The organism is Paenibacillus sp. Aloe-11, assembly GCF_000245715.1.
Lineage (GTDB): Bacteria > Bacillota > Bacilli > Paenibacillales > Paenibacillaceae > Paenibacillus > Paenibacillus kribbensis.
In genome coordinates this window covers 87,953-111,623 of record NZ_JH601047.1, presented here as the reverse complement: position 1 = coordinate 111,623, position 23,671 = coordinate 87,953, and the positions used below count along the sequence as shown (strand labels likewise).

General features: G+C 48.0%; 24 protein-coding genes. 7 read left to right on the top strand and 17 right to left on the bottom strand.

Annotated features, from left to right (window positions below; genetic code table 11):
- From WG8_RS04710 to WG8_RS04675, 8 genes are all read right to left on the bottom strand, one after another.
- Nucleotides 1-562, bottom strand: a 562-nt coding sequence (locus tag WG8_RS04710; protein WP_007428954.1) for a methionine ABC transporter permease, incomplete at its 3' end; no start/stop codon positions are given.
- Nucleotides 555-1,280, bottom strand: coding sequence for a methionine ABC transporter ATP-binding protein (locus tag WG8_RS04705; RefSeq protein WP_007428953.1), 726 nt, complete (start codon nucleotides 1,278-1,280; stop codon nucleotides 555-557). The genes WG8_RS04705 and WG8_RS04710, both read right to left, overlap by 8 nt.
- A 139-nt stretch (nucleotides 1,281-1,419) precedes the next feature.
- The gene (locus WG8_RS04700; protein ID WP_007428952.1) at nucleotides 1,420-2,211 is read right to left on the bottom strand and encodes an energy-coupling factor transporter transmembrane component T family protein; all 792 of its coding nucleotides are present in this window, start codon (nucleotides 2,209-2,211) and stop codon (nucleotides 1,420-1,422) included.
- Nucleotides 2,186-3,679: an ABC transporter ATP-binding protein gene (locus WG8_RS04695; RefSeq protein ID WP_007428951.1), complete on the bottom strand. Its 1,494-nt coding sequence runs from the start codon at nucleotides 3,677-3,679 to the stop codon at nucleotides 2,186-2,188. Before WG8_RS04695 ends, WG8_RS04700 begins: the two co-directional genes overlap by 26 nt.
- Nucleotides 3,679-4,275: an ECF transporter S component gene (locus tag WG8_RS04690; RefSeq protein WP_007428950.1), complete on the bottom strand. Its 597-nt coding sequence runs from the start codon at nucleotides 4,273-4,275 to the stop codon at nucleotides 3,679-3,681. Before WG8_RS04690 ends, WG8_RS04695 begins: the two co-directional genes overlap by 1 nt.
- 455 nt (nucleotides 4,276-4,730) lie before the next feature.
- Complete coding sequence (locus WG8_RS04685; RefSeq protein WP_007428949.1) at nucleotides 4,731-5,528, bottom strand: TatD family hydrolase; 798 nt, start codon at nucleotides 5,526-5,528, stop codon at nucleotides 4,731-4,733.
- A 129-nt stretch (nucleotides 5,529-5,657) separates the two neighbouring features.
- Nucleotides 5,658-6,476 (bottom strand): nucleotidyltransferase domain-containing protein, encoded by an 819-nt coding sequence (locus tag WG8_RS04680; protein WP_007428948.1) that lies wholly within the window; start codon nucleotides 6,474-6,476, stop codon nucleotides 5,658-5,660.
- Complete coding sequence (locus WG8_RS04675; RefSeq protein ID WP_007428947.1) at nucleotides 6,473-6,637, bottom strand: hypothetical protein; 165 nt, start codon at nucleotides 6,635-6,637, stop codon at nucleotides 6,473-6,475. Before WG8_RS04675 ends, WG8_RS04680 begins: the two co-directional genes overlap by 4 nt.
- 162 nt (nucleotides 6,638-6,799) lie before the next feature.
- Here WG8_RS04675 and WG8_RS04670 point away from each other — a divergent pair, with 162 nt between their 5' ends.
- Nucleotides 6,800-8,125 carry a helix-turn-helix transcriptional regulator gene (locus tag WG8_RS04670; protein ID WP_007428946.1) on the top strand — a complete coding sequence of 442 codons (1,326 nt, stop codon included), beginning with the start codon at nucleotides 6,800-6,802 and terminating at the stop codon, nucleotides 8,123-8,125.
- On the top strand, nucleotides 8,100-8,903 hold the full coding sequence (locus WG8_RS04665; protein WP_007428945.1) for a WYL domain-containing protein: 804 nt from the start codon (nucleotides 8,100-8,102) through the stop codon (nucleotides 8,901-8,903). The genes WG8_RS04670 and WG8_RS04665 overlap by 26 nt, the downstream gene beginning before the upstream one ends.
- Nucleotides 8,904-8,960: 57 nt before the next feature.
- Here the strand turns inward: WG8_RS04665 and WG8_RS04660 are convergent, their stop codons facing one another.
- Nucleotides 8,961-9,938, bottom strand: a complete 978-nt coding sequence (locus WG8_RS04660; protein ID WP_007428944.1) for an aldo/keto reductase — start codon at nucleotides 9,936-9,938, stop codon at nucleotides 8,961-8,963.
- Nucleotides 9,939-9,983: 45 nt separating this feature from the next.
- A complete protein-coding gene (cysK, locus tag WG8_RS04655) occupies nucleotides 9,984-10,907 on the bottom strand; it encodes a cysteine synthase A (RefSeq protein ID WP_007428943.1) in 924 nt (307 codons plus the stop codon).
- Nucleotides 10,908-11,121: 214 nt separating this feature from the next.
- Here cysK and WG8_RS04650 point away from each other — a divergent pair, with 214 nt between their 5' ends.
- Together WG8_RS04650 and WG8_RS26250 are read left to right on the top strand one after the other, a co-directional pair.
- Entirely contained in the window at nucleotides 11,122-12,324 is a 1,203-nt protein-coding gene (locus WG8_RS04650) for an MFS transporter (protein ID WP_007428942.1), read from the top strand.
- Between the two features lie 201 nt (nucleotides 12,325-12,525).
- Nucleotides 12,526-13,017, top strand: coding sequence for a DUF1036 domain-containing protein (locus WG8_RS26250; protein WP_083837541.1), 492 nt, complete (start codon nucleotides 12,526-12,528; stop codon nucleotides 13,015-13,017).
- Nucleotides 13,018-13,202: 185 nt separating this feature from the next.
- On the opposite strand, the gene WG8_RS04645 is transcribed toward WG8_RS26250, so the two are convergent.
- Genes WG8_RS04645 through WG8_RS04635 form a run of 3 tightly spaced genes read right to left on the bottom strand, consistent with a single transcriptional unit; the run spans nucleotide 13,203 to nucleotide 16,118 of the window.
- A complete protein-coding gene (locus WG8_RS04645) occupies nucleotides 13,203-14,201 on the bottom strand; it encodes a glycosyltransferase (RefSeq protein ID WP_007428940.1) in 999 nt (332 codons plus the stop codon).
- 48 nt (nucleotides 14,202-14,249) lie between these two features.
- A complete protein-coding gene (locus WG8_RS04640) occupies nucleotides 14,250-15,401 on the bottom strand; it encodes an aminoglycoside phosphotransferase family protein (protein ID WP_007428939.1) in 1,152 nt (383 codons plus the stop codon).
- A 24-nt stretch (nucleotides 15,402-15,425) separates the two neighbouring features.
- The gene (locus tag WG8_RS04635) at nucleotides 15,426-16,118 is read right to left on the bottom strand and encodes a pectate lyase (protein WP_007428938.1); all 693 of its coding nucleotides are present in this window, start codon (nucleotides 16,116-16,118) and stop codon (nucleotides 15,426-15,428) included.
- Nucleotides 16,119-16,672: 554 nt separating this feature from the next.
- Here WG8_RS04635 and WG8_RS04630 point away from each other — a divergent pair.
- The gene (locus tag WG8_RS04630; protein ID WP_043890797.1) at nucleotides 16,673-17,245 is read left to right on the top strand and encodes a shikimate kinase; all 573 of its coding nucleotides are present in this window, start codon (nucleotides 16,673-16,675) and stop codon (nucleotides 17,243-17,245) included.
- Between the two features lie 102 nt (nucleotides 17,246-17,347).
- On the opposite strand, the gene aroD is transcribed toward WG8_RS04630, so the two are convergent.
- The 3 genes from aroD to WG8_RS04615 all read right to left on the bottom strand — a co-directional run bounded on the left by aroD (nucleotide 17,348) and on the right by WG8_RS04615 (nucleotide 20,524).
- Entirely contained in the window at nucleotides 17,348-18,112 is a 765-nt protein-coding gene (aroD, locus tag WG8_RS04625) for a type I 3-dehydroquinate dehydratase (RefSeq protein ID WP_007428936.1), read from the bottom strand.
- A gap of 108 nt (nucleotides 18,113-18,220) precedes the next feature.
- Nucleotides 18,221-19,480 (bottom strand): MFS transporter, encoded by a 1,260-nt coding sequence (locus tag WG8_RS04620; protein ID WP_007428935.1) that lies wholly within the window; start codon nucleotides 19,478-19,480, stop codon nucleotides 18,221-18,223.
- A gap of 132 nt (nucleotides 19,481-19,612) precedes the next feature.
- A complete protein-coding gene (locus WG8_RS04615) occupies nucleotides 19,613-20,524 on the bottom strand; it encodes a LysR family transcriptional regulator (RefSeq protein WP_007428934.1) in 912 nt (303 codons plus the stop codon).
- Nucleotides 20,525-20,757: 233 nt separating this feature from the next.
- Here WG8_RS04615 and WG8_RS04610 point away from each other — a divergent pair, with 233 nt between their 5' ends.
- Nucleotides 20,758-21,948, top strand: coding sequence for an MFS transporter (locus tag WG8_RS04610; protein WP_007428933.1), 1,191 nt, complete (start codon nucleotides 20,758-20,760; stop codon nucleotides 21,946-21,948).
- 29 nt (nucleotides 21,949-21,977) lie between these two features.
- Complete coding sequence (locus WG8_RS04605) at nucleotides 21,978-22,868, top strand: shikimate dehydrogenase (RefSeq protein WP_007428932.1); 891 nt, start codon at nucleotides 21,978-21,980, stop codon at nucleotides 22,866-22,868.
- Nucleotides 22,869-23,012: 144 nt separating this feature from the next.
- Here the strand turns inward: WG8_RS04605 and WG8_RS27965 are convergent.
- On the bottom strand, nucleotides 23,013-23,671 hold a 659-nt coding region (locus tag WG8_RS27965), incomplete at its 5' end, for an RtcB family protein (protein WP_007428931.1).

Sequence of the window (23,671 nt, the reverse complement as noted above, 5' to 3'; positions counted from 1 at the left end):
GGTAACCGTAGCGGATGGCAAAATCGCCTACCCCGCCGCCGCCCACAATGCCCATCACCGTGGAGTAGGAGATGAAGCTGATGGTCGACGTGGTCAACCCCAGTACAAGCCCGGAACGGGCTTCCACGTATAAAAATTTGAAGACAAGCTGAAGGGTAGACGCACCCATTGAAGTAGCGGCTTCAATCACACCCTTGGGCACCTCCAGCAGCGATTGCTCTACCAGCCTTGAATAATAGGCAATGGCAACTACGGACAAGGGAACCGTAGCAGCCAACGTACCCAGCGCCGTCCCCACAACCAGACGTGTAAATGGAATCATAAATACGACGAGCAGCAAAAACGGAAACGAGCGGATGACATTGACCAGACTATTCAGTATGGTGAACAACAGCCGATTTTCATATTTTTGCCCTTTGCCGCACAAATACAAAATCGTTCCTGCCGGAAGCCCCAGCAGAACAGCCGCTGCGATGGAAATCCCCACCATGATAAACGTCTCTCCGATGGCTTTCCATATCTCTGACTGATACTGTGCAATGATGCTCAGCATGTCATTCATCAGCTTCACCTGCTTTCACGGTTGAGCCGACCGCAGGGCTAGCCACCCGCTGCGTTGAAAGCAAATGTCCGTCCCGCATCTCTGATACGTGGGTACAAATGCTGCGTACCACGTCCATATCGTGCGTTACGATCACAATGGTAACCCCCAGCTCACGGTTGATCTCCCGCAGCACGCCAAGGATATCCGCAGTCGTCTGCGGATCAAGCGCCGAGGTCGGCTCATCACAAAGCAGCACCGCAGGTCGATTGGCCAGTGCTCTGGCAATCGCCACACGCTGCTTTTGACCTCCGCTCAGCTGTGCTGGATACTGCTCTGCCTTATCAGCTAGGCCTACGAATTGCAGGCATTCACGCACGCGTTCCGCTCTCTCTTTTTTCGGGACACCCGCCAGCTCCAGCGGCATGGCCACATTTCCACTAACCGTCCGATTGTGAACGAGATGATAATGTTGAAAAATCATCCCGATGGATCGCCGCGATTCACGGAGACGTTTTTCCGGCATGCGAGTCAGCTCTTCCCCATTCACAATCACGTTCCCCTCATCCGGCCGCTCCAATACATTCATCAGCCGGAGCAACGTGGACTTACCGGCACCGCTGGCACCTATGATACCGTGGATTTCCCCTTCCTCCACTTGAAGGGACACGGATTGAACCGCATGAAATGAGCCGCTTGAGGTGGTATAATGCTTGCTTACCTGATGCAGCGTAATCATGAAACCGGCCTCCTGATGTTCCTTTTCTCAGGGAAAATGCAATAAGCTCGCCAGCCCAGTCAGGTCTGTACGAGCCGTCAATTCCCATTGCATTAATATAACACAGAGCAGAAAGCGGGCATAGCCTTTTGGCAGTAGATTAGCGCACATCCCACACTTCTACATAAGGAAAGCGGATACCTAACTCCCAGGCCAGCGTAAGCATCACCACAAAATAACAAATAAACATAATATCTACAGCCGAATAACGGATCACATAATAATACGTACGCCTGGTTTCGTTCACAAAGCCCTTGGCCTCCATGGCGACAGCGATACGCTGTGCCCGCCGGATGCTCTGAGCGAGCAGCGGAATCGCATATCTGCGAAGCGTGGCATACATATTCCATTTGGACACATGCTGGCGCGAGCCTCGAATGCGATGGGCATGCCTCAATGTCTGGAATTCCTCCAGCATAATCGGCATCAGCCGCATGGCTGCCAAAAAGCTATACGCATACTTCGGAGGAAGTCTCCATTGCTGCATCAGCGAATAAAAAAGATTCACCGGGCGAGTCGTCAAACCAAACAGCAGGCCTGCTGCCGCCATACTCAGCGCACGAAAGCCCAAATGCATACCCCGATAAAAGCTTTCCTGCGTAATATGGATCAGGCCCCATGTCCACCAGGACGTCACCCCTTTACCAAACAGCATCATGCCTGTTGAAGTCGAAATAAACACCAGTATAAAAGGAGAACCATACAGTAGCAATCGCTTCCACGGGTGCCCCGACCAGACGAGCAGCAGCAGCATAGCACACGCTGCATTCAACATGACGTTCGGATTATGAATGACAATCACGACCACGAACAGCAAGAAAAACATCACGAGCTTTAGCCCTGGATTAACACGATGCAGCCAGGTTTCACGATGGGGAAAAGACAGGTTCATGCCGCAGCTCTCCCTTCTGCACCCGCCATGTACCTGTGCAGTACCGACGAACGATTTCCGGGTCATGTGTGACCATCACTATGGCTGTACCTGCCGCTCTAAGCTCCTCCAGCATGTCCAGAATAACAAAGGTATTGCGCGCATCCTGCCCAAAGGTCGGTTCGTCCAGCAGCAGCACGGATGGCTCACGGATTATAGCCGTGGCAATGCTCAGCCGCCTCTTTTGTCCCAGTGAAAGCTGATACGGATGACGTTCATCCAGCCGTTCCAGTCCGAACTGTACCAGTATTCGATCAACCCGTTCCCGGCGCTGTTCAGCCGTAAACAAGCTTTTGGGTAACGAATACTCCAATTCCTTGCGTACGGTATGCGCTACAAATTGCAGCTCGGGATTTTGGAACACGAACGCAATACGCTCTGCCAGTTCCTCCGTGCCGCCAGCCTCTACGCCGCCCACGCAATAATGTCCCTGTGTGTGAAGCAAACGCATCATGGAAAGCAGCAGCGAGCTTTTACCCGCCCCGTTTTCACCGACTACGCCAATCCAGTCACCCGGCTTCACCCGTGCCTGCTCCACCTGAATAACCGGACTTGATCCGCGAAGACCGCAGAAACGTTCCAGCTCCAGCAAAGCAGATTCAGCCGCCGAGACGGCCGAGACGGAGGGTCTATCGACATTACCCACCCCATTTTGCTGCATTACTTGCTCTCTCCAACGCGGCGAGGACGCTTCATCCCATACCCCCGGATACCATACACCGTACTCGGACAAGACCTGCCGATGCACATGAAATACTTCTTCCGCGTCCCCGTTCGCAATGATCTCTCCTTGAGCAGAAAGCACTACAATCCGATCCACATCATGGACAATTTCATTCACTTTATGCTCTACGATCACCAGCGTCTGGTCTTCCGAAATGTGGCGAATCGTATCCCACACCTGTGCGGTGCCTTCTTCGTCCAGCAGAGCCGTGGGTTCATCCAGAAAAAGCACCTCCGGCTCCATCGCTAGCACAGATGCAATAGCCAGACGCTGCTTCATCCCCTGTGACATGCTGCCAATAGGCATGTGTACATCATCTGCCGAAAGTCCAACCTGCTTGAGCAGCTTGCGGATACGGGACGGCATTTGCTCCCGCGGAACCTGATTATTTTCCAGCACAAAAGCCAGTTCCTCATCTGCATATGACATGCAAAACTGCGTATCCGGGTCTTGAAATACGATACCGGAAAGAGCCGGGATTACGGCAGCATCGCATTTCATAGGTACTTCTATCGTACGTGGAATCAGACCGCTCAGCACCTGAAGCAGCGTTGATTTACCGCATCCGCTTGGCCCAAGCAGCAGCAGCTTTTCCCCTTTACGGACGGATAAAGACATATTATGAAAAAGCAGTTCCTGCTCACCGGGAAATTTCAAACGAAGACGGGTGATCGACGCCACCACATCCTCGGCTGCCCGACTCATTAATCCAGCCCCTTGTAATCCTGCTGCGTTGCAGGTCTCAAGGTTCGTGTGACCCCGGTTACCTCCAGTGCCTTGGCCAGATAGAATGCGAATATCCCGGCAATCACAATGCTGCCTAGCATACGGAATCCAATATACAAAACATAGTTCCAGGTCGAAAGCTGATCAATATACCCGTAGCTGAAGTCCAAAATCAGAGAGGCAACAGCCGCTCCAACAGCAGCCAGTGATGTGACCCACAGGTTGGCGTTCCGGTACAGGAAAACCGCGAAGAACAGCTCCGCTCCCAAGCCTTGCAGCAAACCATAGTACAAGGTGGACATTCCCCATTCACTGCCCAGAAAAGCACTGACTGTGGCCGCAGCCACCTCTGCCAAAATCGCAACCCCTGGCTTGCGAATGATAAGATAAGCGAACGTGCCTGCCATAAACCACATGCCATACATCAGCTGTTCGGCGTGCAGACCGAATGGCTTCATCAAATCATAGGCAGGCCCCCATATTTTATAGACCAGCCCGAACACAACGGATATCACAATCGTGACCAAAATATCTGTCAGCTTCAACCCTTTGGACGCTCTTACATTCGTATTCATTGATGACATGCTCCCCTTTTTCCTTAAAATAGGCCTCTTGGCCAATAAAAAAAGCCTGTCCGGAGCTGAATCTCCAGGCAAGCTTTATGCGCAGTACTAAGGTGATCACCATACAAATCATCATTTGTCGATATATCTCATATAACCGTAGCCTAAGCTATTCTACTGAAATTAACCAAAGTCAGGGGCAGAACTAAATGCTCCTTAGTCGTCCGCAGTATTTTACAGACCCGCAGATCCTTAGCTTGTTATATGATATAAATCCATCGACAAACAGCAAAACAGGCGGTATTCCTGTTTCTTGTATAGTGCTCTAGGTTTCTCTACGCTGGCATTACCCAGATCAGATTTCACGGTCGGTGGCAGGGGCCACCCTCTCAGCCTGACTTTCTCAAGCTCCCGACAATGCTTTTTAATTCACTATAATGTACACCACATCTATGGCTTTGACAATCCTATAATCCGAAAAAGCGTTTGGCCGTCTCCGTGGTCGCAATTTCGATCTCCCTCATGCTCCGACCTGTACATTCGGCAACCGTAGCGGCAATGTGAGCGAGATACATGGGCTCATTACGGCCATCTTTTGGCTTCACGGGCAGATTACGCGGGGTCAGAAATGGAGCATCCGTTTCAATCATCAAACGGTCCAGCGGAATATCCCTGACCAGTTCACGCAGATGCTTGCCGCGCCGTTCGTCACAGATCCAGCCTGTAATACCAATATACAGATCCATTTCTATATAGGTATGTAATTCCTGTGCAGTTCCGGTAAAGCAATGCACCACTGCCTTATCCACCACTCCCTGATGCTCCCGCAGCATAGCGACAAAATCCTCATGCGCATCCCGTTCATGCAGAAATAACGGCATATTCAGCTCACCCGCCAGTTGGATTTGCTCCCCAAACCATCGACGCTGCACATCACGCGGAGAAAAATCACGGTTATAGTCCAGTCCGCATTCCCCTATGGATACGACCTGCGGCTGACCCGCGAGCTGGCGGAGCTGCTGAATCGTATCTGCGCTGCAGTTTTTGGCATCATGAGGATGCACGCCAGCCGTCGTGTACAGCTTGCCTGGATAACGCGCTGCATACTGAGAAGCATCTCGGCTACTGCGGACACTTGTCCCAGTAATAATCAGCGGCGTAATCCCTTCGGCTGCCGCTCTCTCTACCACCTGTTCCCGATCCGCATGAAACGAACGGTGCATCAAATTCACACCAATATCAATCAATGGTGTACCCGTACCCATCTAACTCCCTCCTTTGTTTCCGTATGACATTTTTATTATAGGATTCTTGGCGAGCAAATGGGAAATCATTCCTGCATCTGCTCCTGTTGCTTTTAGTGTGATATGCATGCACTTCTTCTCCTCTCCGACCTATGCTTCCCATACTTCCTTCACCGCAGCGCGGAACAAATCATCCAGTTGCTGATCACGTCCACCCTCCATATACTGTAGCAAAGGCGCCGTCTGTTCGAAATAAGCAATTTGCTGTCGTATAAAGTCATTCACCACCGCAAGCTGTGGCTCAATATCGAGCTCCTCGCCCGCTTTTTTACGTTCCAGCAAATGCCCGATGACCCGATAAAGCTCTGTATCTGGCGGAATGAATGCCTCCAGCAGCGTTTTAAATTCCAGCGGGGGCATGCTATTATGCCGCTCAATCCAACCGCAGGCCAGCAGCGGGCGCAGCACATAAAAATACTTTTTGATCTTCACTTGTTCTCCTTGCAAATAATCCCGGTAATTCCCCTTGGCCATATTCAGATAGTGATACATGCAGGATTTCGGGGAAAAGGTTAACGGCGATATAGCGCGAATCTGCTCAGCGACTGAATATTGTTCCAGATAGGGAATCGGAGATTGCAGCCATTCCAGCAAAGGCGGATTGGACTTGCGAAACAAATTCAGCGCCTTTTTCAAATCCCAGCCGTTCATATCCAGCAAATCACTGATCGGCCGCTCAATCACATCGCGCTTGTCAAAAATGGACAAATACCATGCCAGCGGCCTTACATAGATAAAACGCACATCATAGTCACTGTCCTGTGAAGGAAATCCCCATGCCCGACTGCCTGATTCACAGGCATATACAATACGCACCTGCTCCTCCTGCTCCAAGGCTCGCAGCTCACGTAAAATCTTTTCGCGCATGTCCGGCTTGATTAAATCGTGCTTATGCTCCATATCGGTCATGCTATTACCTCCCAATCATTAACAGTATTCCCTAAAGCTGTTCCAAGATGGATACTTGCGTTCCATGCCTTAAGTACATGAAGCGCTGCATACCGATTGGAGATCACTGGACTCCAAAGTCCGGTAGCAATCAGTTGTTGTCCTACTTCTGTCTCCAGCAATCCAAACAGCACCCTTGTATCCCTATGATCCTTGATTTTGGAAGTCGTGAACATGGTGTAAGTATTACAAACATGAATAAATTCCCTTTTTCATGCATTCCTTCCCTGTTAAAATAAAGGGATACATCCTTTCGCAGAATAGCACAGAAATGGGGAATCACCATGGCGAGAGAAAGCTTTGACAAAGAAATTCAATTTCTGCGCATGCTGACATTGACCAGCGGCGCTTACAATCGGCAGCAATTTGCAGACAGACTGGGCATTTCGGTACATACCTTCGACAAGACAATTCGGCGGCTCAAGGAAATCGTCCAATCCGTGCAGCAGCAGCTGCCTGCGGAGCAGGGGCACGATTTTAACGAGCTGCTGCGCTTCAATTATTATGAATCCGCTGATCCACTACTGCTATTCCTATTTCGAGCCAAATCGCTCAAGGAATCGGAAAGCCTCCGTTTGGCTTTACTGCTGACAGCACTGCAATCACAGCCCCTGACCACTATGGAGTTGCTGGATGCCTGCTGTGACGGACTGCCATCCGACAATCCACTGCCGGATGAGAAAACAATCCGTTCGGACCTGAAATATCTGGTCGAAGTTGGTGTAGTTCGCAAGGAGCCCGGCGGCAGACCGTACCGCTATGCTGTCCGCAATGATCTGGTCACAGGACTGACAGATGAGGAATTACTGGACTTGTATGATTTTGTGGACATTATGGCCAACACTCAGCTTCCCTCCGTGCAGGGATTTCTGCTGCGAGATCATTTAAAAAAAGCGATGCGCCGTCAAGGTGGAGATCGAGATATGGCGGAACCTTTTTTATACAAGTATCACTACTACTCACGCATTCTGGACGAGGCCCATATCCATCCGCTTTTGCATGCCATTCGGCAGCGGCGCTGCGTGACTTTTTTATATTTTTCGACATCCAAACGAAGCATGTACGGGTCACAGAATACCAATCCGCTGTTTGAAAAGGAGACAGAAGGCCGTGAACATACCATTCTGCCCTTGCAGGTCATCTATGATCATCAATACGGACGCTGGTATGTGCTGGGTCACGTGGGCGGCAAAGGAATCATGAAGTTCCGTTTGGAAGGTATGACTCAATTAATGGAGGAAAAGCCTGTGCCAGAGCAGCATTTTGCCAATCTGCTGGCGGTGCTGGAAGAAAAAACGCGGTATAGCTGGCTTGTGGATACTGGACGCGCTGTAAAGGTTCGGGTACGTTTTTATAATCCTGAGGGCGCAAAACGCAACTTTATCCGGGAACGTGTGCTGTCACAAGGACAATGGGGTACGATTACAGAGGAAGAAAGCGAATCCTTTATCTATGAAATTACGGTGAATGGAATTACCGAGATCAAACCGTGGATTCGCAGCTTCGGGTCAAGCTGTGAGGTATTGGAGCCCCAGAAGCTACGCAAGGAATTCAGACAGGAATGGAAGGAGCTGCAAGCCTATTATGAGCCTGTTCGAGAAAATATTTAACTATCAGATCGTCTCACGACTGGATGAATCGGGCGCTTTTGCCACCACATCGCAGGAAAGGGTCTGGCTCCAATCCATGCTGGCAGACTCAGCGGCGGCAGAGGCTTTTACATCAGCAACGCTGGATAAGCTTCGATCGATTTTGGCAGACGATGAGCCGCTAGAGGCCGATGGGAGCTTGAAGGAAAAGGCAGGTAGCTCTGCTTCCTCCGTCTATCATCCACTCCTGCGTGTATTGCGTCCCATCCTGCGGTCTCGTTCAGGCATCTGTATGAACTACAGACTGCGCAACGGGCGCATGCATGAGCGAATGTCCGGGTTTCCTTACAAGCTGGAATATTCCATGGTCAAGAAAGAATGGAGCCTGCTGTGGTATAACCGCCGACACCGCGCGCTGATGTCCACCAAGCTGTCCAACATCGTAACCGTCTCGGAGGAAGAGTCTTCACCTGAAGAAGCGGAGAAATTGACCCAGCGTATACTCGGTATTCTGGAGTCGCGCAAGGAACAGGGTATCATTGAGATTATTCCTGTATACAACGGGGAGATGTCCCGTATTTTATATGCTTTTTCCTGCTTTGAAAAAGAGGTGGAATACGTTCAGGAAGTAGATACCTATCGTATTACGCTCACCTTTCAGGCAGACGAATGTGAATATGTGCTATCCAAAATCCGTTTCCTCGGCAAACGTGTCAGGGTCGTCCAGGGCGCCCGGCTGATTTCCCGCATGAAGGAGACCATCGCCAAAGCCCTCGCACGATACGAAGAAGAGGAATAGCCAAGAATGGCCCATCCTCGTCCGTTCATTAGACAAAGGAAGGGCCTTTTCAACGAGTTACGGCAAAGCTTGTCCACGCGCGCTGACGTACAATTCATACCATTCCTCACGGGTCATCAGCTCGCTCTGACGTTCCGCATCCTGACAAGCCTTGATTCGTTCAGGATTGGCGCTGCCAATGACGGGCTGAATCCGTGCCGGATGCTTCATAAGCCAGCCCAGGACGATAGCTTCACGTGTCGTGTCTTTTTCAGAAGCCAGCTTTTGCACCAGTTCTGCCGTCTTGCGCACATGCTCCGGCTCTCCGTCCAAAGGACCTCCGCTAAAACGTCCCTGCGCCAGCGGTCCCCACGCTTGAAGCTGAATATCCTCCGTTTGGCAATATTCCAGCAAGCCTTCGCCAAAATGCACATTCGTCCCCGCCTGCTGATTCACATGCACTGTCTGGTCTACAAAATACAGATGTGCCAGGCTCATTTCCAGCTGATTCACGATCAATGGCTCCGTCAGGCTGCGCTCCAAAAACCGAATCTGGCTTACATTCATATTGGAAACACCAAAATGCCGTACTTTGCCGGACGCCTTAAGCTTGCTGAACGCCTCTGCTACTTCTTCCGGTTCTACCAGCGGATCGGGGCGATGCAGCAGCAGGATGTCCAAGTATTCGGTTCCCAGACGCTTGAGAATGCCGTCCACAGACTCCATAATATGAGCATATGAGAAGTCAAAACGGCCCGGGAGCGTGCCATCCGGCAGGAAAATCCCGCATTTGGACTGAATTACGATTTGTTCACGCAAACCGGGTTGTCCCTTTAAAATCCGACCGAAAATTTCTTCCGCTTTTCCCATGCGATAAATGTCTGCATGATCGAACATCGTAATTCCGATGGAACGCGCTGCTTCTACCGCTCTTTCTGCTTCAACGATATGCTCCTGCGTAAATGGGGCATGACTCCATTCTCCACCAAAAGGCATACAACCAAGCGCCAAACGACTATCTGAGATTCCACGTTTCTGTAAAGGCATGATCTTCATTATTGCTCCTCCTTCATCCTTCAAAATATTTGCGTCATATAATCTTTATCCGAATATCCCCATGCTCAAATAACGCTCTCCGGTATCTGGCGCGATACAGAGTACCCGCTTGCCCGCTCCCAAACGCCGGGCCTCCTGAATGGCCGTCCAGATCGTAGCTCCACTGGAGGGCCCCACAAGAATCCCTTCCTGGGCAGCAATCGCCCGGGTCATTGCAATCGCATCCTCATCGGCAACCTGTACGATTTCGTCATAAACCTTCGTATTCAGTACGTCAGGAATAAATCCCGGACTGGTGCCAACCAGCTTATGCGGACCGGGTTTTCCACCGGACAGCACTGGCGAACCCTTTGGCTCGACCACAACCACCCGTAGATTCGGCAAATGCTGGCGCAGCACTTCACCCGTTCCCGTAATGGTACCACCTGTTCCTGAAGAAGCGACGAATACATCCAGCCTTCCTTCCGTCTGTTCCAAAATTTCAAGTGCCGTCGTTGTACGATGAATGTCTGGGTTAGCCTCATTTTCAAATTGATGCGGGATAAAGCTCCCTTCAATTTCAGCCCCCAACTCAAGCGCCTTGCGAATCGCACCGGGCATCCTTTCCTCTGCCGGGGTCAGCACAACCTCAGCACCGTATGCTTTCAAAATATTGATTCGTTCCTTCGTCATATTCGACGGCATCACCAGAATCGCACGATAGCCTCGGGCAGCCGCATTCATCGCAAGTCCAATTCCTGTGTTACCGCTAGTCGGCTCAATAATGGTGCCTCCCGGCTGTAGATGCCCTGCCTTTTCCGCCTCCGCGATCAGGTTGCCCGCCGCCCGATCTTTGACACTGCCGCTTGGATTAAAATATTCCAGCTTCACATACACCTCTGCATCCTGCGGCCCTGTGAGCCGTTGCAACCGTACACAAGGCGTATCTCCAATTAAATCGGTAATATGGTGTACCACTTTAAGTGTCATCGTTGTCCCCTCCTTGGGCGTTCCATACATCGTTATTTACTATCCTAATATCCTACTAACAAAATAACATAATTAGCTTTTCCCTACCCGCGCTTTTGTAAATTACATCAATCTTATCGATTTAGTTTGTAAAATTCTTGCAAAATGGGTCGCCAGATATCGTCTGTAGTGATATACTCGCAGTACTATTTTTTCAGGAGGATATAAGAAACTTATGAGTACTCAAGAAACTATGACAGCAAATCGCTTTCCCCCCTCCTTGTTGTGGCTGACACTTGGTGCTTTCGCCATCGGTATGACCGAATTCGTCATAATGGGACTGCTCCCCAATGTAGCCCATGATCTTCATATTACGATTCCGCAAGCCGGACAGCTTATCACCAGCTACGCGCTGGGTGTGGCCATTGGCGCACCTGTGCTTACCGTATTAACCCACAAGGTGCCGCAAAAAAAGCTGCTCTGCCTGCTAATGACCATATTTATTTTGGGCAATCTGTTTTCCGTCGTTGCGCCCAACTACGAGTTTCTCATTGCAGCCCGCATGGCTACCGCGTTATCACACGGAACCTTTTTGGGAGCTGGTTCCCTGATCGCCGCCCGACTGGTTCGTCCAGACAAGCGGGCGGGTGCCATTTCTATGGTCCTGACCGGATTGACCGTAGCGAACATTATCGGCGTGCCCTTTGGCACCTTTATTGGGCAACAACTCGGCTGGCGTGCTTCGTTTGGAGCCATTGTCGTGATCGGTCTCATTTCTCTTTTCGGCATCATTCGTTATATCCCGGTCATTCAGCAGGACAAGCCTTCCAGTCTCAAACAGGAAGTCCGAAGCCTGTTTCACCCCAAGGTACTGCTGATGCTGCTCACAGGAGCTGTCGGCTGTGGCAGCCTGTTTTCTGTCTTTACGTACATTACGCCTTTGCTTACGGATATTAGCGGCTTTGCCGAGCATAGCATTACATGGATTCTCGTCCTGTTCGGGCTCGGCGTAACCATCGGCAACATCGTTGGCGGCAAGCTCGCAGATTGGAAGCTGCTGCCGTCCTTGATTGCAAACTATGCTGTACTGGCCATTATTTTGGCTATTTTAACCTTTACGCTTCACAGCAAGGTACTGGCTGTCATCACCGTCTTTATCTGGGGGATTGCCGCGTTCGGCATCATGCCGGGCATTCAGGTTCGCATTATGAATCTAGCCTATGAAGCTCCGTTGCTCTCCTCCACCTCCAGCCATTCTGCTTTGAATCTGGGTAACGCAGGTGGCGCTTTTATCGGTGGAGTCGTTATTAATCAAATGGGGCTGGCTGCCATCCCATGGGTCGCATCACTGATCACCGTCGGCGGCCTGTTCCTTATGCTGGTCAGCTACATGATGGATCGCAAAACGGCTCTTGCTGAAGCAGCAGTAGAGACGTAGTCATAGAATCGTTCAGTTTATTGTAAAGTGTACAGCTGCCAACCGGAGAGCAGTGAATGGCGGCATATATCTAAAGATAGCAAGTTGGATGCAAACGAATGGTTCATTTTTACAGATTAAGAGGATATTGTCCGGTTCCTTCTTTCAAATTCCCCATAGTATGAAATTGGATACAAATTTACAAGGGAAGAAGGATTTATTATGAGCCTTTATTTTACAAATAGTACGAATTACACTATTTATGCTGCCTATGCTTATCCTAGTTCCAGCTGTAGCTCCAATTATTCTAAAATGGGCTGGTATCGGATAGAGCCTGGTGATACAAGAAGAGTATGGAGAGGGAGCGTAGGAGGAAACACATTCTATTATTATGGTGAAAATAACTACGGAGATGAGTGGTCAGGTACGTACTACACAAGGCTACCGAATGGAACTAACCGTAATTTTCACTGGTGCTGGAACTATAGCAGCGGATCAACCAGACAAGTGGGGCTGCGTAGACTCCCCATTGATTCATCTGTAGACGATTACACTGTCGAGTTCAGCAGCAGCACGAGTCAAAGAAAACCGGCAACAAAGACAACTCGTACGGCGTTACCTTTCAAATCGGGGGAATCTGGCATTCGCAGAATTCCGAGAAGACCGGTTCAATTTAAAAAAGGAACCCCGATTCCAGTAAAGTCCAAAAGATAAGCCAAAGAATTAATCAATAACAGGCACGGCCTGGTTGCAAACACAACAGAGCACCTTTGAAAAACACGATGAACCGTAACCCACAAGATGGCATTTTGAAAAAAAGTGACCACCTTGCGGGTTATTTTTATTTTCACTCTGGACACTCAGACGCGTATTCCAACCACAATATTTTGCCTTGCTGTTCAGCTTAACCAACGGTCAAAGAAGTCCCGATACCCCTGCTTCATCACCTTACTCGAAAATTGTTCCATGGCGTATGCCTGATTCTCTATCGAAACCCGGTGAGGTGAGGCGGCAGCCATATTGACCAGCTCGAACCAGTTTTTCTCATTCCCTGAAAAAGAATGCGTGGAACTGATATGTCCATAGCAAGGATGCTCTGGCTTGACGACGATTTTTCCCATGGCCAGCGCTTCAGTCAGCGGCATCGCGAACGTGTCAAATTTGGAGCAGCTCCAATACACCTTCGCCGTGTTCATCAGCGCAAACACCTCATCCTGCGTCAACGCAAATTGTAGCTTTACATTGTCCGGAATGTCATATTTCTTCATGCTTTCCTTATAGCGTTCACCGCCAAACACCATATAGACATCCTTGTCAGGATTATGCCGCGCATACTCCAGCACCAGATCAGGACGCCGATTCTCCTCATCTCTACCGATCCACATCACCCGGTTCTCAACAACCTGCGAAGGGTCGAAATGCTTTTCCACCAGCCGCTCATCGAATCCAATCGGGATCACCGTCACATCGGTTACGCCAAACTTCGATACCATCTCCTGCTTGAGAAAGGCAGTCTGTACGATAGCCTTGTCCACGATTTGATAAAAAGGTTTCATCATCTCGTAGCCTGTAAGTGCCGGATCAGGAAAACTGTGCGGGAAAAGTACACTGTTTTTAAAAAACATGTTCAAATATGTAAAGCCGGATACCGTATAAATCACGTGCTCAATCTGCTGCTCATGGAGCTGGTCCAATACGATATCATAATTGACGAGGTCACCCTTTTCGTGCTCATAACCCGGTAACCAGTCATGGCTGCTCACATGGCGCTCCGGTGATACAAATACGATATCCACCCCCAATTCCAGTCCAATCTGCTTCAGACGTTCTGCAAAAATGCGCGGCCCCTGCGCTTCCGCAAATTGTATTTTTCTCATGACCAAACCGACTTTTTTCATACAGTTCCCCACTTTCTTGACATCTTGATGCATCCTGTGTCTGAACCGCTATTTATTCACAGCGTTGAACTTGTCCCATTCCATCATCGCTGCACATTCGCTCAAGCAGGCTGACGTTTCCTTCAGTTGAGCTTTTAATTGCTCTTTTGACCATTTGTTGTTATTTCTATGCACATCCGATCCAATCCTCTGTAAATCACTGTGAATCAGCAATAGCATCCACAGCGAAAATATCACAGCAAACATGCCATATTCCAGCAAAAATGCCGCTCGATCCATTCTTATACCGAGCAGCTCCAGCTGCTCCAGATACGTGTCCAGCATGCGAATACGCAAATCGGACGTCATGCGACGCGGGAACAACGGATGGGACATGTCGATCAGATGATATACATCCCACAGCGGTATGTTCAGATGAACATGCTCCCAATCCAGCACCATGAGCCGCTCCCCGCTCAGCGCATAGTTCCCCGGATGAAGGTCACCATGCGATAGTACAAGCTGCTGAGCAAAAGACTGGTGCTCCAGCTTTACATAAATACGCTGCACCTGATGCTCCGAGAATCCCAGTGAACTGCAAAGCTCCAGCACATCGGACTTGCGTTCATACAGCTCAAAAGCCATCTCCTCAATGATCGGCTTCGGTCCTCGCAGCGGAAGGCCAGTAAAACAATCTGTCGGCAAAGCATGCCACCATGCGACAAGTCCAACAGCTCGCAGCATCGTTTCTTCTTCATGTAGATGATGCAGCGGACCAAGGTCCTCCAAAATCATCCATTCCCCTCCGCCATCCGTGCCTGGGCCAGAACAGGCCAGCAGTCGAGGATAGATGGGCGGCAACGAAGGAAGCACATGCTCATACACCCATCTCTCCCGGCCTTCCTGCTCATCATTGGTCAACGGCTTGAACACATAACTTTTGGAAGATGATACGTAAAAACGTTCCACATCTCGACCATTCGTACCTGTATATAAAATTTCGCGATTCTGCACCAGCGTATCATTCAAAGTACCGTCAGCATTCATATAATGATGAAATAGATTCATAGCTACCCAACTCTTTTGTATAAAATGTAATAGCAAGATCATATCACAGTCCTCGTCCCAAACGAAGTCCAGATCGCCTTTGGGTAGCTCGATGCACCAAAAAAGGGCTTGTCCAATCAGATCCACGCGACCTGTTGGACAGCCCCTTGTCATACCCGTACTCCTATCCTGCTCTGGTTAATATTTAGTATTGCCGGACTCACTCGTGTTGCTGGATTTAAAGCCCTTGAACAATTGTTCCACATTGTGAAAACGAGAGTTTGTAATTCTGGCCGAGCTGCTAGAGGAGTCCGTTCTAAAGATTGAATCCTTTACGTTGGAAATATCAGAGTTATCCAGCGTCATGTTTACTTTGTATTTAGTGCCCCCGTTTTGGCGAGCCAGCTTTCCGATATCATCGGCTCTAAAGTTTTTAATGTTAATCGTGCCTTCGGCATTCATTTGGAATACTTTGTCATAGGCATGGAACGCTCCGCCGCCCGTAATGTTTACCGTACCTGATTTTTTGAGCGTCAATGCATCTTCACCTACATCCTCCCACGTTACGTTGGAGATAGTTCCATTGCCATAAACATGCACACCATCCGCAGCAGGCGCAGCGATGATCACATTTTTCAGTGTTGCATTATTTTCAAGCTTGAAAATAGGCTTTTGATTCTCTTTCTGGCTTCCGTCTCCCAGGGTATCGGGATCAGCGACTACGGTCTTCCCTTTACCATCGTATACTTCTCCGGCTTTGACAACGATGGTCTTATGAACAACTTCCGGAGCTGCATGAGCAGAATAATTGCCAACAAATAATGCGACCAGCATACCTGATAAAGCAATACTCATTCCCTTTTTCAATACTTTGGCTGTTTTTGTGTTCATTCAATTCATCCCTCTCGTCCATTTTTTATTTTCTGCCGCTGTATCTGAGCTGAGCAAAACGCGTAGACCTTCTCACCACCTTTGGACAATGAACCCAGGAACCGATACACGTCTGTGTGGGATGATCTAATAAGAAATAACTAGCATATGTATACTTGGTATTTGGTTCAAAGTAATGAACTGCACTTTATTAAAAAACACAATTTGTAAATATAGCGATTTCATTTACAAATTGCATAATTCCATTATAGTCAAACTTCCAGTAATTTCAATATATAATTCGGAAAAATATGTCCTTTTTTTCAACAAAGTACACAATTTCGCCTTTTTTATACTTGTTCAAATCTACTCTTCGTCAAATTACGCATCGGAATTTTTCATGGTTAGCCGTCTACTATGTTCTATAGCATTCCATAGGGTGATAATTACATCATGAGCTTGCTCGCTTCTGATATGATCTATGCTATTGAAAGCGACGTTTGATGAACGTATAATGTATTTAGTGCTTTGAAGCGTTACATCTCAACATTACTGGTGAGAAAAGAGTGGTTATGGTGCAAAACAATAGAGAGATTCCATTAAGAGAACAAAATATTGTGCTCATTGGTTTTATGGGTGTAGGCAAAACAACGATCGGTTCCCATCTTGCGCGCAAGCTGTATCGGGATTTCGTGGATATTGACCAGGAAATTGAACAAGAGTACAACATGCCCACAACAGAGATTTTCAAGACATACGGAGAACAGCGATTCCGTGAAATTGAAAAGGAGCATATTCTGAAGTTGTGCAGCAACACTCGCCTGAAAATCATTTCCGTTGGCGGGGGGGCATTTTTACAGGAAGAAGTGAAGCAGGCTTGTTTGGCTTCATCCATTGTTTTCTTCCTGGATTTAAATTGGAATTCCTGGAAAGATCGGCTCAAAATGCTGATTGATACTCGTCCAAATCTGCAAAACAAGACCTTAGGGGAAATTGAAGAACTTTTCCGTTCCAGACAGGATATTTATGCGGTAAATCACTCCAAGATCGACACCGATCAACTGGATGCGGAAGAAGTCGCAGACTATATTATCCAAACGCTAAATCTGGGCTGGGAGTTGTATGAGCCTACTCGGGGATTGAATTAAAAATTACACAAAGGAAGACCCAACCATGCCACACTGCGTGAGGGTCTTCCTTTTTTTGTTCACTGCGGATTCACACTTATCGGCAGTAATGCCATGCTTCCTCTAATTGTGACGATGCAGCACCGTCAATATTTCTCTCAGTTCGGTGACAGGAATCTGCCCCGGCGCAGAAGCTTTTTTGGCAGCCCCAAAGGTCAGAGCCGAACCAAACAGTTCCCCGGTTAGACGGCTCACGACACCTTTTCCCGCCATCGACATGGTAATAATAGGCCGATCCGCATACTCCTCTGCCATCGTGCGCGTTGCATCCAGCAAGGTTAGCACATCGGCTGTATTGGTTGGCATAACCGCTATTTTAGGCAGATCGCCTCCCAATTCCTGCGCCTTGCGCAACCGGGATACGATTTCCTCCTTCGGCGGCGTCTTCTGGAAATCATGGTTGGATATAATCACATACACTTGATGCCGATGCGCAGCTTCTACGAGCGTTTTCACATCAGCCTCCTCATTGAAAAGCTCCACATCAATGAGTTCTACTTGTCCCGTCTCGGCTACCGCGCGGTTTAATTCCACATAACTCGCCGCACTGATCTCCTTTTCTCCGCCTTCCCGGGCACTGCGAAACGTAAAGACGAGTGGAATATTTCCCAATATTGACCGAATTTCATTCAAGGCAGCCTTAACTTGCTCTAGGTTCTCCACATGCTCAAAAAAATCAACTCTCCACTCTACGATATCCAGGTCGAGTGTGCGCAAATAGGCGGCCTCTTCCTTCAATTGCTCCAACGTTTCTCCCACCATGGGAACACAGATTTTAGGCGCTCCTTCACCGATCAATACATCTTTCACCTTTACGATTTTTTCCATTTCTAATCCACTCCCCAATTCATAGTTTTAAGTCGAACATTTTTACAATATTTCATAGTGTAACGCATTCTGAATAAGCATGCAGATGATTAGGCCCGGTTTGTTGGCTTACTCTGGATCAAGCACGATTGTAGAGGATAATTTGCGACTTGATGGAAAAACGGCACTATACCGGAAATTAACAAACACTGCCAGCGCAATCCCCACCGCATTCACAATCAGAGCCAGCATAAAAACACTGGATATTTGAGAATGCTTCAAAAGAAAGCCGGTAAACACGGGAATAACCGTGTACGACAGCGAAGTTGCTGTGTAAACAAATCCGGTGATCTGCCCTTTTCGTTCACTAAAAAATTCACTCATGACGGACAATGTCAGCTGAAGCACGCCCGAGATAGAAAACCCTATAATACTTGAACAAATAATAGCCGCTGTCTGTGATTTGAAAAGAAGAAGCGCCCCAAATGCCAGCAAAGAAATACAAGGATAAATGAGAATAACCTGAACAGGCTTGATCCACTTTCTTAGCACAATAACCAGTACAAACACGGAAACCAGTGAGCCGACATTGTAATAGACTAATAGTCTAAGAGACTCTGACTCGGTCAGACCGATAAACTGCTGTCCAAAGGTAGGCAGCCACAGCTGAACAATATACAGTAAGGTTGGTCCTGTAAAGCCGAGCAAAATAAGACTCAGTCCTTCCTGCCAAAACCGCGGCTTACTCCGGTCATTTGCTACCAATTCGACCGTTTGTTCAACGCCAGATACCGAAGTATCACGTAAGGACTCCTTTGGTGACTGAACCCGCATGTCTGGAAATTTCATTTTGAACAAATAAATCGCATTCAGACCAAATATAAGGGCTGGCACAAAAAATGAAAACCCGTAAAAAATATCGTGATTCATAAAAAAGATAATCATCAACGGTAAAAATGCCGCCCCAATAGATATAAAACCTCTTACCAAAACTGTAGCCGAACCGGAGGAGTGCGGGAACGCCTCGATCAGAGCCGGATAGGTGCCGGAATCGAGAAAGGAATTCGCCACACCTGCCAGTACAGCCAGCACCATCGCCATTTCAAAGCTGGGGCTTAGCGGTATACCAACCAGGAAAACGGCCATCAGCAGCCCTGCGACCACAATAAACGGCTTGCGACCATAACGGTCAGAGAGCACTCCAGATATGTACAGCGTAAACAGCCTGCCAAATCCCATCGCGGAAACCAAAAGACTGATGCCCGCCTGATCTGTATGAAAATGCTCTGTTAAAAAGGACATGTGTGACGCCAGCATAATATTAAACATACCAAACAGAAGATAGTTTACATATAGGCCAGTCGCCACCGGGAAAGAAGAACGTTTCATCATGAATTCACCTGCTTTTGTAAGTAAGTCTTGTGGCATTACTAATGTGAATAATTTCACATTTTCTGTATTGATGATGAAGTATAGAACACATTTTAAAATTTATCAAGCGAAAATACTGCGGGAGACAGCTTAGACACGCTGATGCGTTTTCAGATAAAATTCCTCGCCATAGCTAAGTGCAAAGTTCCGAAAGTCCACGACCGCCGGGGATAAATATCTATTTTTGATGCTGGCCAGATAGATAAACCGCTCGTATTCGGGATTTACAATAGGCAATATTTTGACGTTAAAATATTCTAGCGAAGAAATTCGGGGCATGACCGCGATCCCGTAATTGATAGACACCAGTCCCGCCATTGCCGTATCCTCTTCAATCTCGCAAATGATTTGTGGCGTAACCCCTGCTCTGACGAACAAATTTTCTATAATGGGCCGGACGCCGCTTTTTTTGTTAAAAAAGATAATTGGATAATCCGCCGTATCCTTGAGATCAATTTGATTCAGCGAAGCCAGCGGATGATCGGGTGAAACAATAACGATCAGCTCCTGCTGAGCCAGCGGAATAAACTCCACATCCGGTTCATTTTCAACATGAGAGCAGAATGCCACATCATAATGCTCCTGCTTCAGGCCTTGAATAATATCGTTCGTATTCCCTTGGTGAAAAGAAAAGGATATGTCCTTGCGGCCGTCCAAAGCCGAGAAGGCTTGAATAATCGCCGGAATGAAATGAGAGCCCAACGTGTAGATAAACGCCAAATCTATGGTCCCCTGGCTTGGACTCACCAATTCCCGCAAATCATGCTCTCCCTTCTCCAATTCGTCCATTGCGTGCTCTACATACTTTAGAAAAAACCGCCCGTATTTGTTCAGCCGAACATTTCTTCCCTGCTTTTCAAACAAATGAACCCCCAAATCCTTTTCCAATTCTGAAATTGCATGGCTCAAACTGGGCTGAGTAATACATAATCGTGCAGCAGCCTGGGTGAAATGCTCCATTTCTGCAAGTACACGAAAATATTGTAAGTGTTTCAGGTTCATAACATGGAGTCTCCTTCATTGATTTATATTTTAAATTATAGACCTAAACTATAGAAAATGATAGAAATATGCATTGGATTTATGATACTACTCCTTAATATAATAAAGGCATATCATAATTGAGTCATTGAAATATTGTGAATATTTTCACTTTATTTCAGGCTTACTGCAGTACGGCTGGACAATGCCTACTTAGGCCATTGATCTAAAAATTAAGTTGGGAGTTACACCTTATGAAAAATCCTTATTTCAGAATGGCAGCAGGGCTTTACATCAACTATTTTCTTCTAGGTATGATCAATGTTATTCTCTCCTCGAATATGAGCTTCCTGACCGTGCAATTGAATACGGATAAGGCTGCCATTGGTTATCTGGTATCGGCCATCGGGATCGGTAAGCTGCTGGCACTCGGGGTAGCCGGAAAAATGTCAGACAAATACGGAAGGAAACCGCTTATTGTTATTGCATCCTTTGCGTATTTAATTTTCTTGATCGGCATTCCCCTTGCACCCAACTATGCCGTGGCCTTTGCATTTGCCATTATCGCAGGGGTTTGTAACTCCATGATGGATGCGGGAACCTATCCTGCACTAATTGAAGGGTTCGGAAAAAAAGCCGGATCTGCAACCGTCTTGGTCAAAGCATCCGTTTCTATCGGTGCCATTGTTATTCCGTTCATGATCGCATTCTTTATCGATCACAATATGTTCTATGGCTACTCCTTCTTTATTCCGGCAGGTATTTATCTGCTGAGTGGTATCTTCTTATCGATGACAGCCTTTCCCAATCACAAACTGGAGGAACAAAAGGCTGCATCCAACACTGCCCAATCGGTGGATTCTTTCCACAGTGAGCCAAAGTTTTGGCAAGAGGGTCTGTCTCTAATCATTATCGGTTTTACTTCCACTGTATTGTTCATGATCGTGCAGCTATGGCTGCCTACCTTTGGTCAAGAGGCCCTGGGCATGGTAAAGGCTAGTGCCATTAAACTGCTGAGCTACTATAGTATAGGTTCATTGGTTTCCGTTATTCTGTTAGCCGTGGCACTTGGCAGACTCATTAAACCGGTTACCGTCATGATTGTGTATCCGTTTGTTGCTTTGCTCTCCTTGCTGGCTTTAATTACATGGCACAATCCTGTCGCCACTATAATCAGTTCATTCTTAATTGGCTTGTCGACCGCAGGCATATTCCAAATCGCTCTTACCGTTATGACCGAATTTTTCCGCAAAAACAAAGGGACTACGACATCTTTCGTAAACATTGCAGCCAGCCTTGCATTCATCTTGATGCCGCTCGCTACCGGGGGCATGTCCAAAAGTCTGGGAATTACCTCGGTTTTCATTCTGGATATCGCGATTGCCGTAGTCAGTATATTGCTGGCCATGTTTGTTGCTTATCGATATAAAAAAGTGTTTCATTAAACTACACAATTAACCTGGAGGATTATATGATGGAAAATGCTGGACGTATTGACGGAAGAACACAACTTATCGGACTACTTGCTACACCTATCGGACACTCTTTGTCTCCGGCTATGCACAACCTTGCGTTTGAAAAACTGGGGCTGAACAATGTGTATATGGCCTTTGAAGTAGGGAATGAACAGCTGGAAGAAGTGGTACGAGGTCTACGAGCCTTGAATATACGCGGCTATAACGTATCGATGCCTAACAAGACAACTATTCTTCAGTACCTTGATGAGTTGGACGATAGCGCCAGATTTACCGGAGCAGTCAATACTGTGGTAAATACCAATGGCAAGCTGAAAGGCTACAGTACAGACGGATCTGGTTATGTTCGCAACCTGCGTGAACACGGGATTGATCTGAAAGGCAAAAAAATGACACTCGTCGGCTCTGGCGGTGCTGCTACTCCGATTGCCATTGAAGCCGCTCGGGCTGGTCTGGCTGAAATTTCAATTTTCGCCCGCGACGACCAGTTCTTTGCCCGCGCAAAAGAAAATGTCCGCATTATTAATGAAGATATGAAACACGCCCAGGTCAAGGCAAGTATTTATCCACTGGAAGACCAAGAACAATTACGTGAAGAGATTCGTACAAGCCACATTTTCGCTAACGGTACAGGTGTCGGCATGAAACCGCTGGAAGGTAAAAGTGTGATTGAAGATGTGTCTATGCTTCGTTCCGACCTGATCGTGACCGATGTCGTATACAGCCCGGCTAAATCCAGGCTGATGGAGCAAGCCGAATCCGTAGGCGCAACCGCCATTAACGGTTTGGGCATGATGCTGTGGCAGGGAGCACTGGCCTTTGAGCTGTGGACAGGTCAAGAAATGCCGGTCGATTTCATCAAAGAACAGCTTTTTGCCGATCAACTGTAAGGCGCGGGGTTACAGCAAGCATAGCATTCAAAACTTTCTTTCTATTATATACATCAAAAAAGATACATCAAAAAAGGCTATGCCCGGTGAATGAACACTTCTGCCGGGCATCGTCTTTTTTATTCAGCCTATATTGCTTTTTCGTTAGTCCTTGTATGGGTCGAACTCATTGGCCCCAGCCATGCATACTCCAATCGGCTTCAGCTCATGCAGAACTTCCACAGTCTCAGAATGAGCGTCCAGTACCTCACGCAGCTTGCGGTAGACGAACGGACTTTCATCTGTTCCCGCTCCGCGCAGCTCGACACCATAGTTCCGAACGGCCTCCTTCATCTGCTGGTCTGTAATTTGGCCGCCACTTCGTGTACGGGTTTTCCAGTTCATTTTACCGGCCGCCTGGGTACGGCTCATAATCCGACCCGCTCCATGAACGGTACTATAATAGGAGTCCCGATTTTCTACCGTATCCTTCCCCCGTACAATGACCGAAATATCCCCCATGCTTCCCCCAATAAAGCCCATTTGTCCAGGGGCTGAAGGAGTAGCGCCTTTGCGGACAACGATTGTGTCACGTCCATTATGCTGTTCCTTCCATGCATAGTTATGATGATTATGCACGACAATGTCCGCTTCGGTCTCCATAATACCAAGCACTTGATCTATAACATAATCACGTCCCGCATAAGCATAACGTCCGGCAAGCCGCATCGCACGGTAGTACATGTCCCCCAGCTCGCTGTTCATGTCCAGCAGCACTGGCGGCTGATCCATATGCTCGCCCGGCGCTTTACCGAGAAAATCCC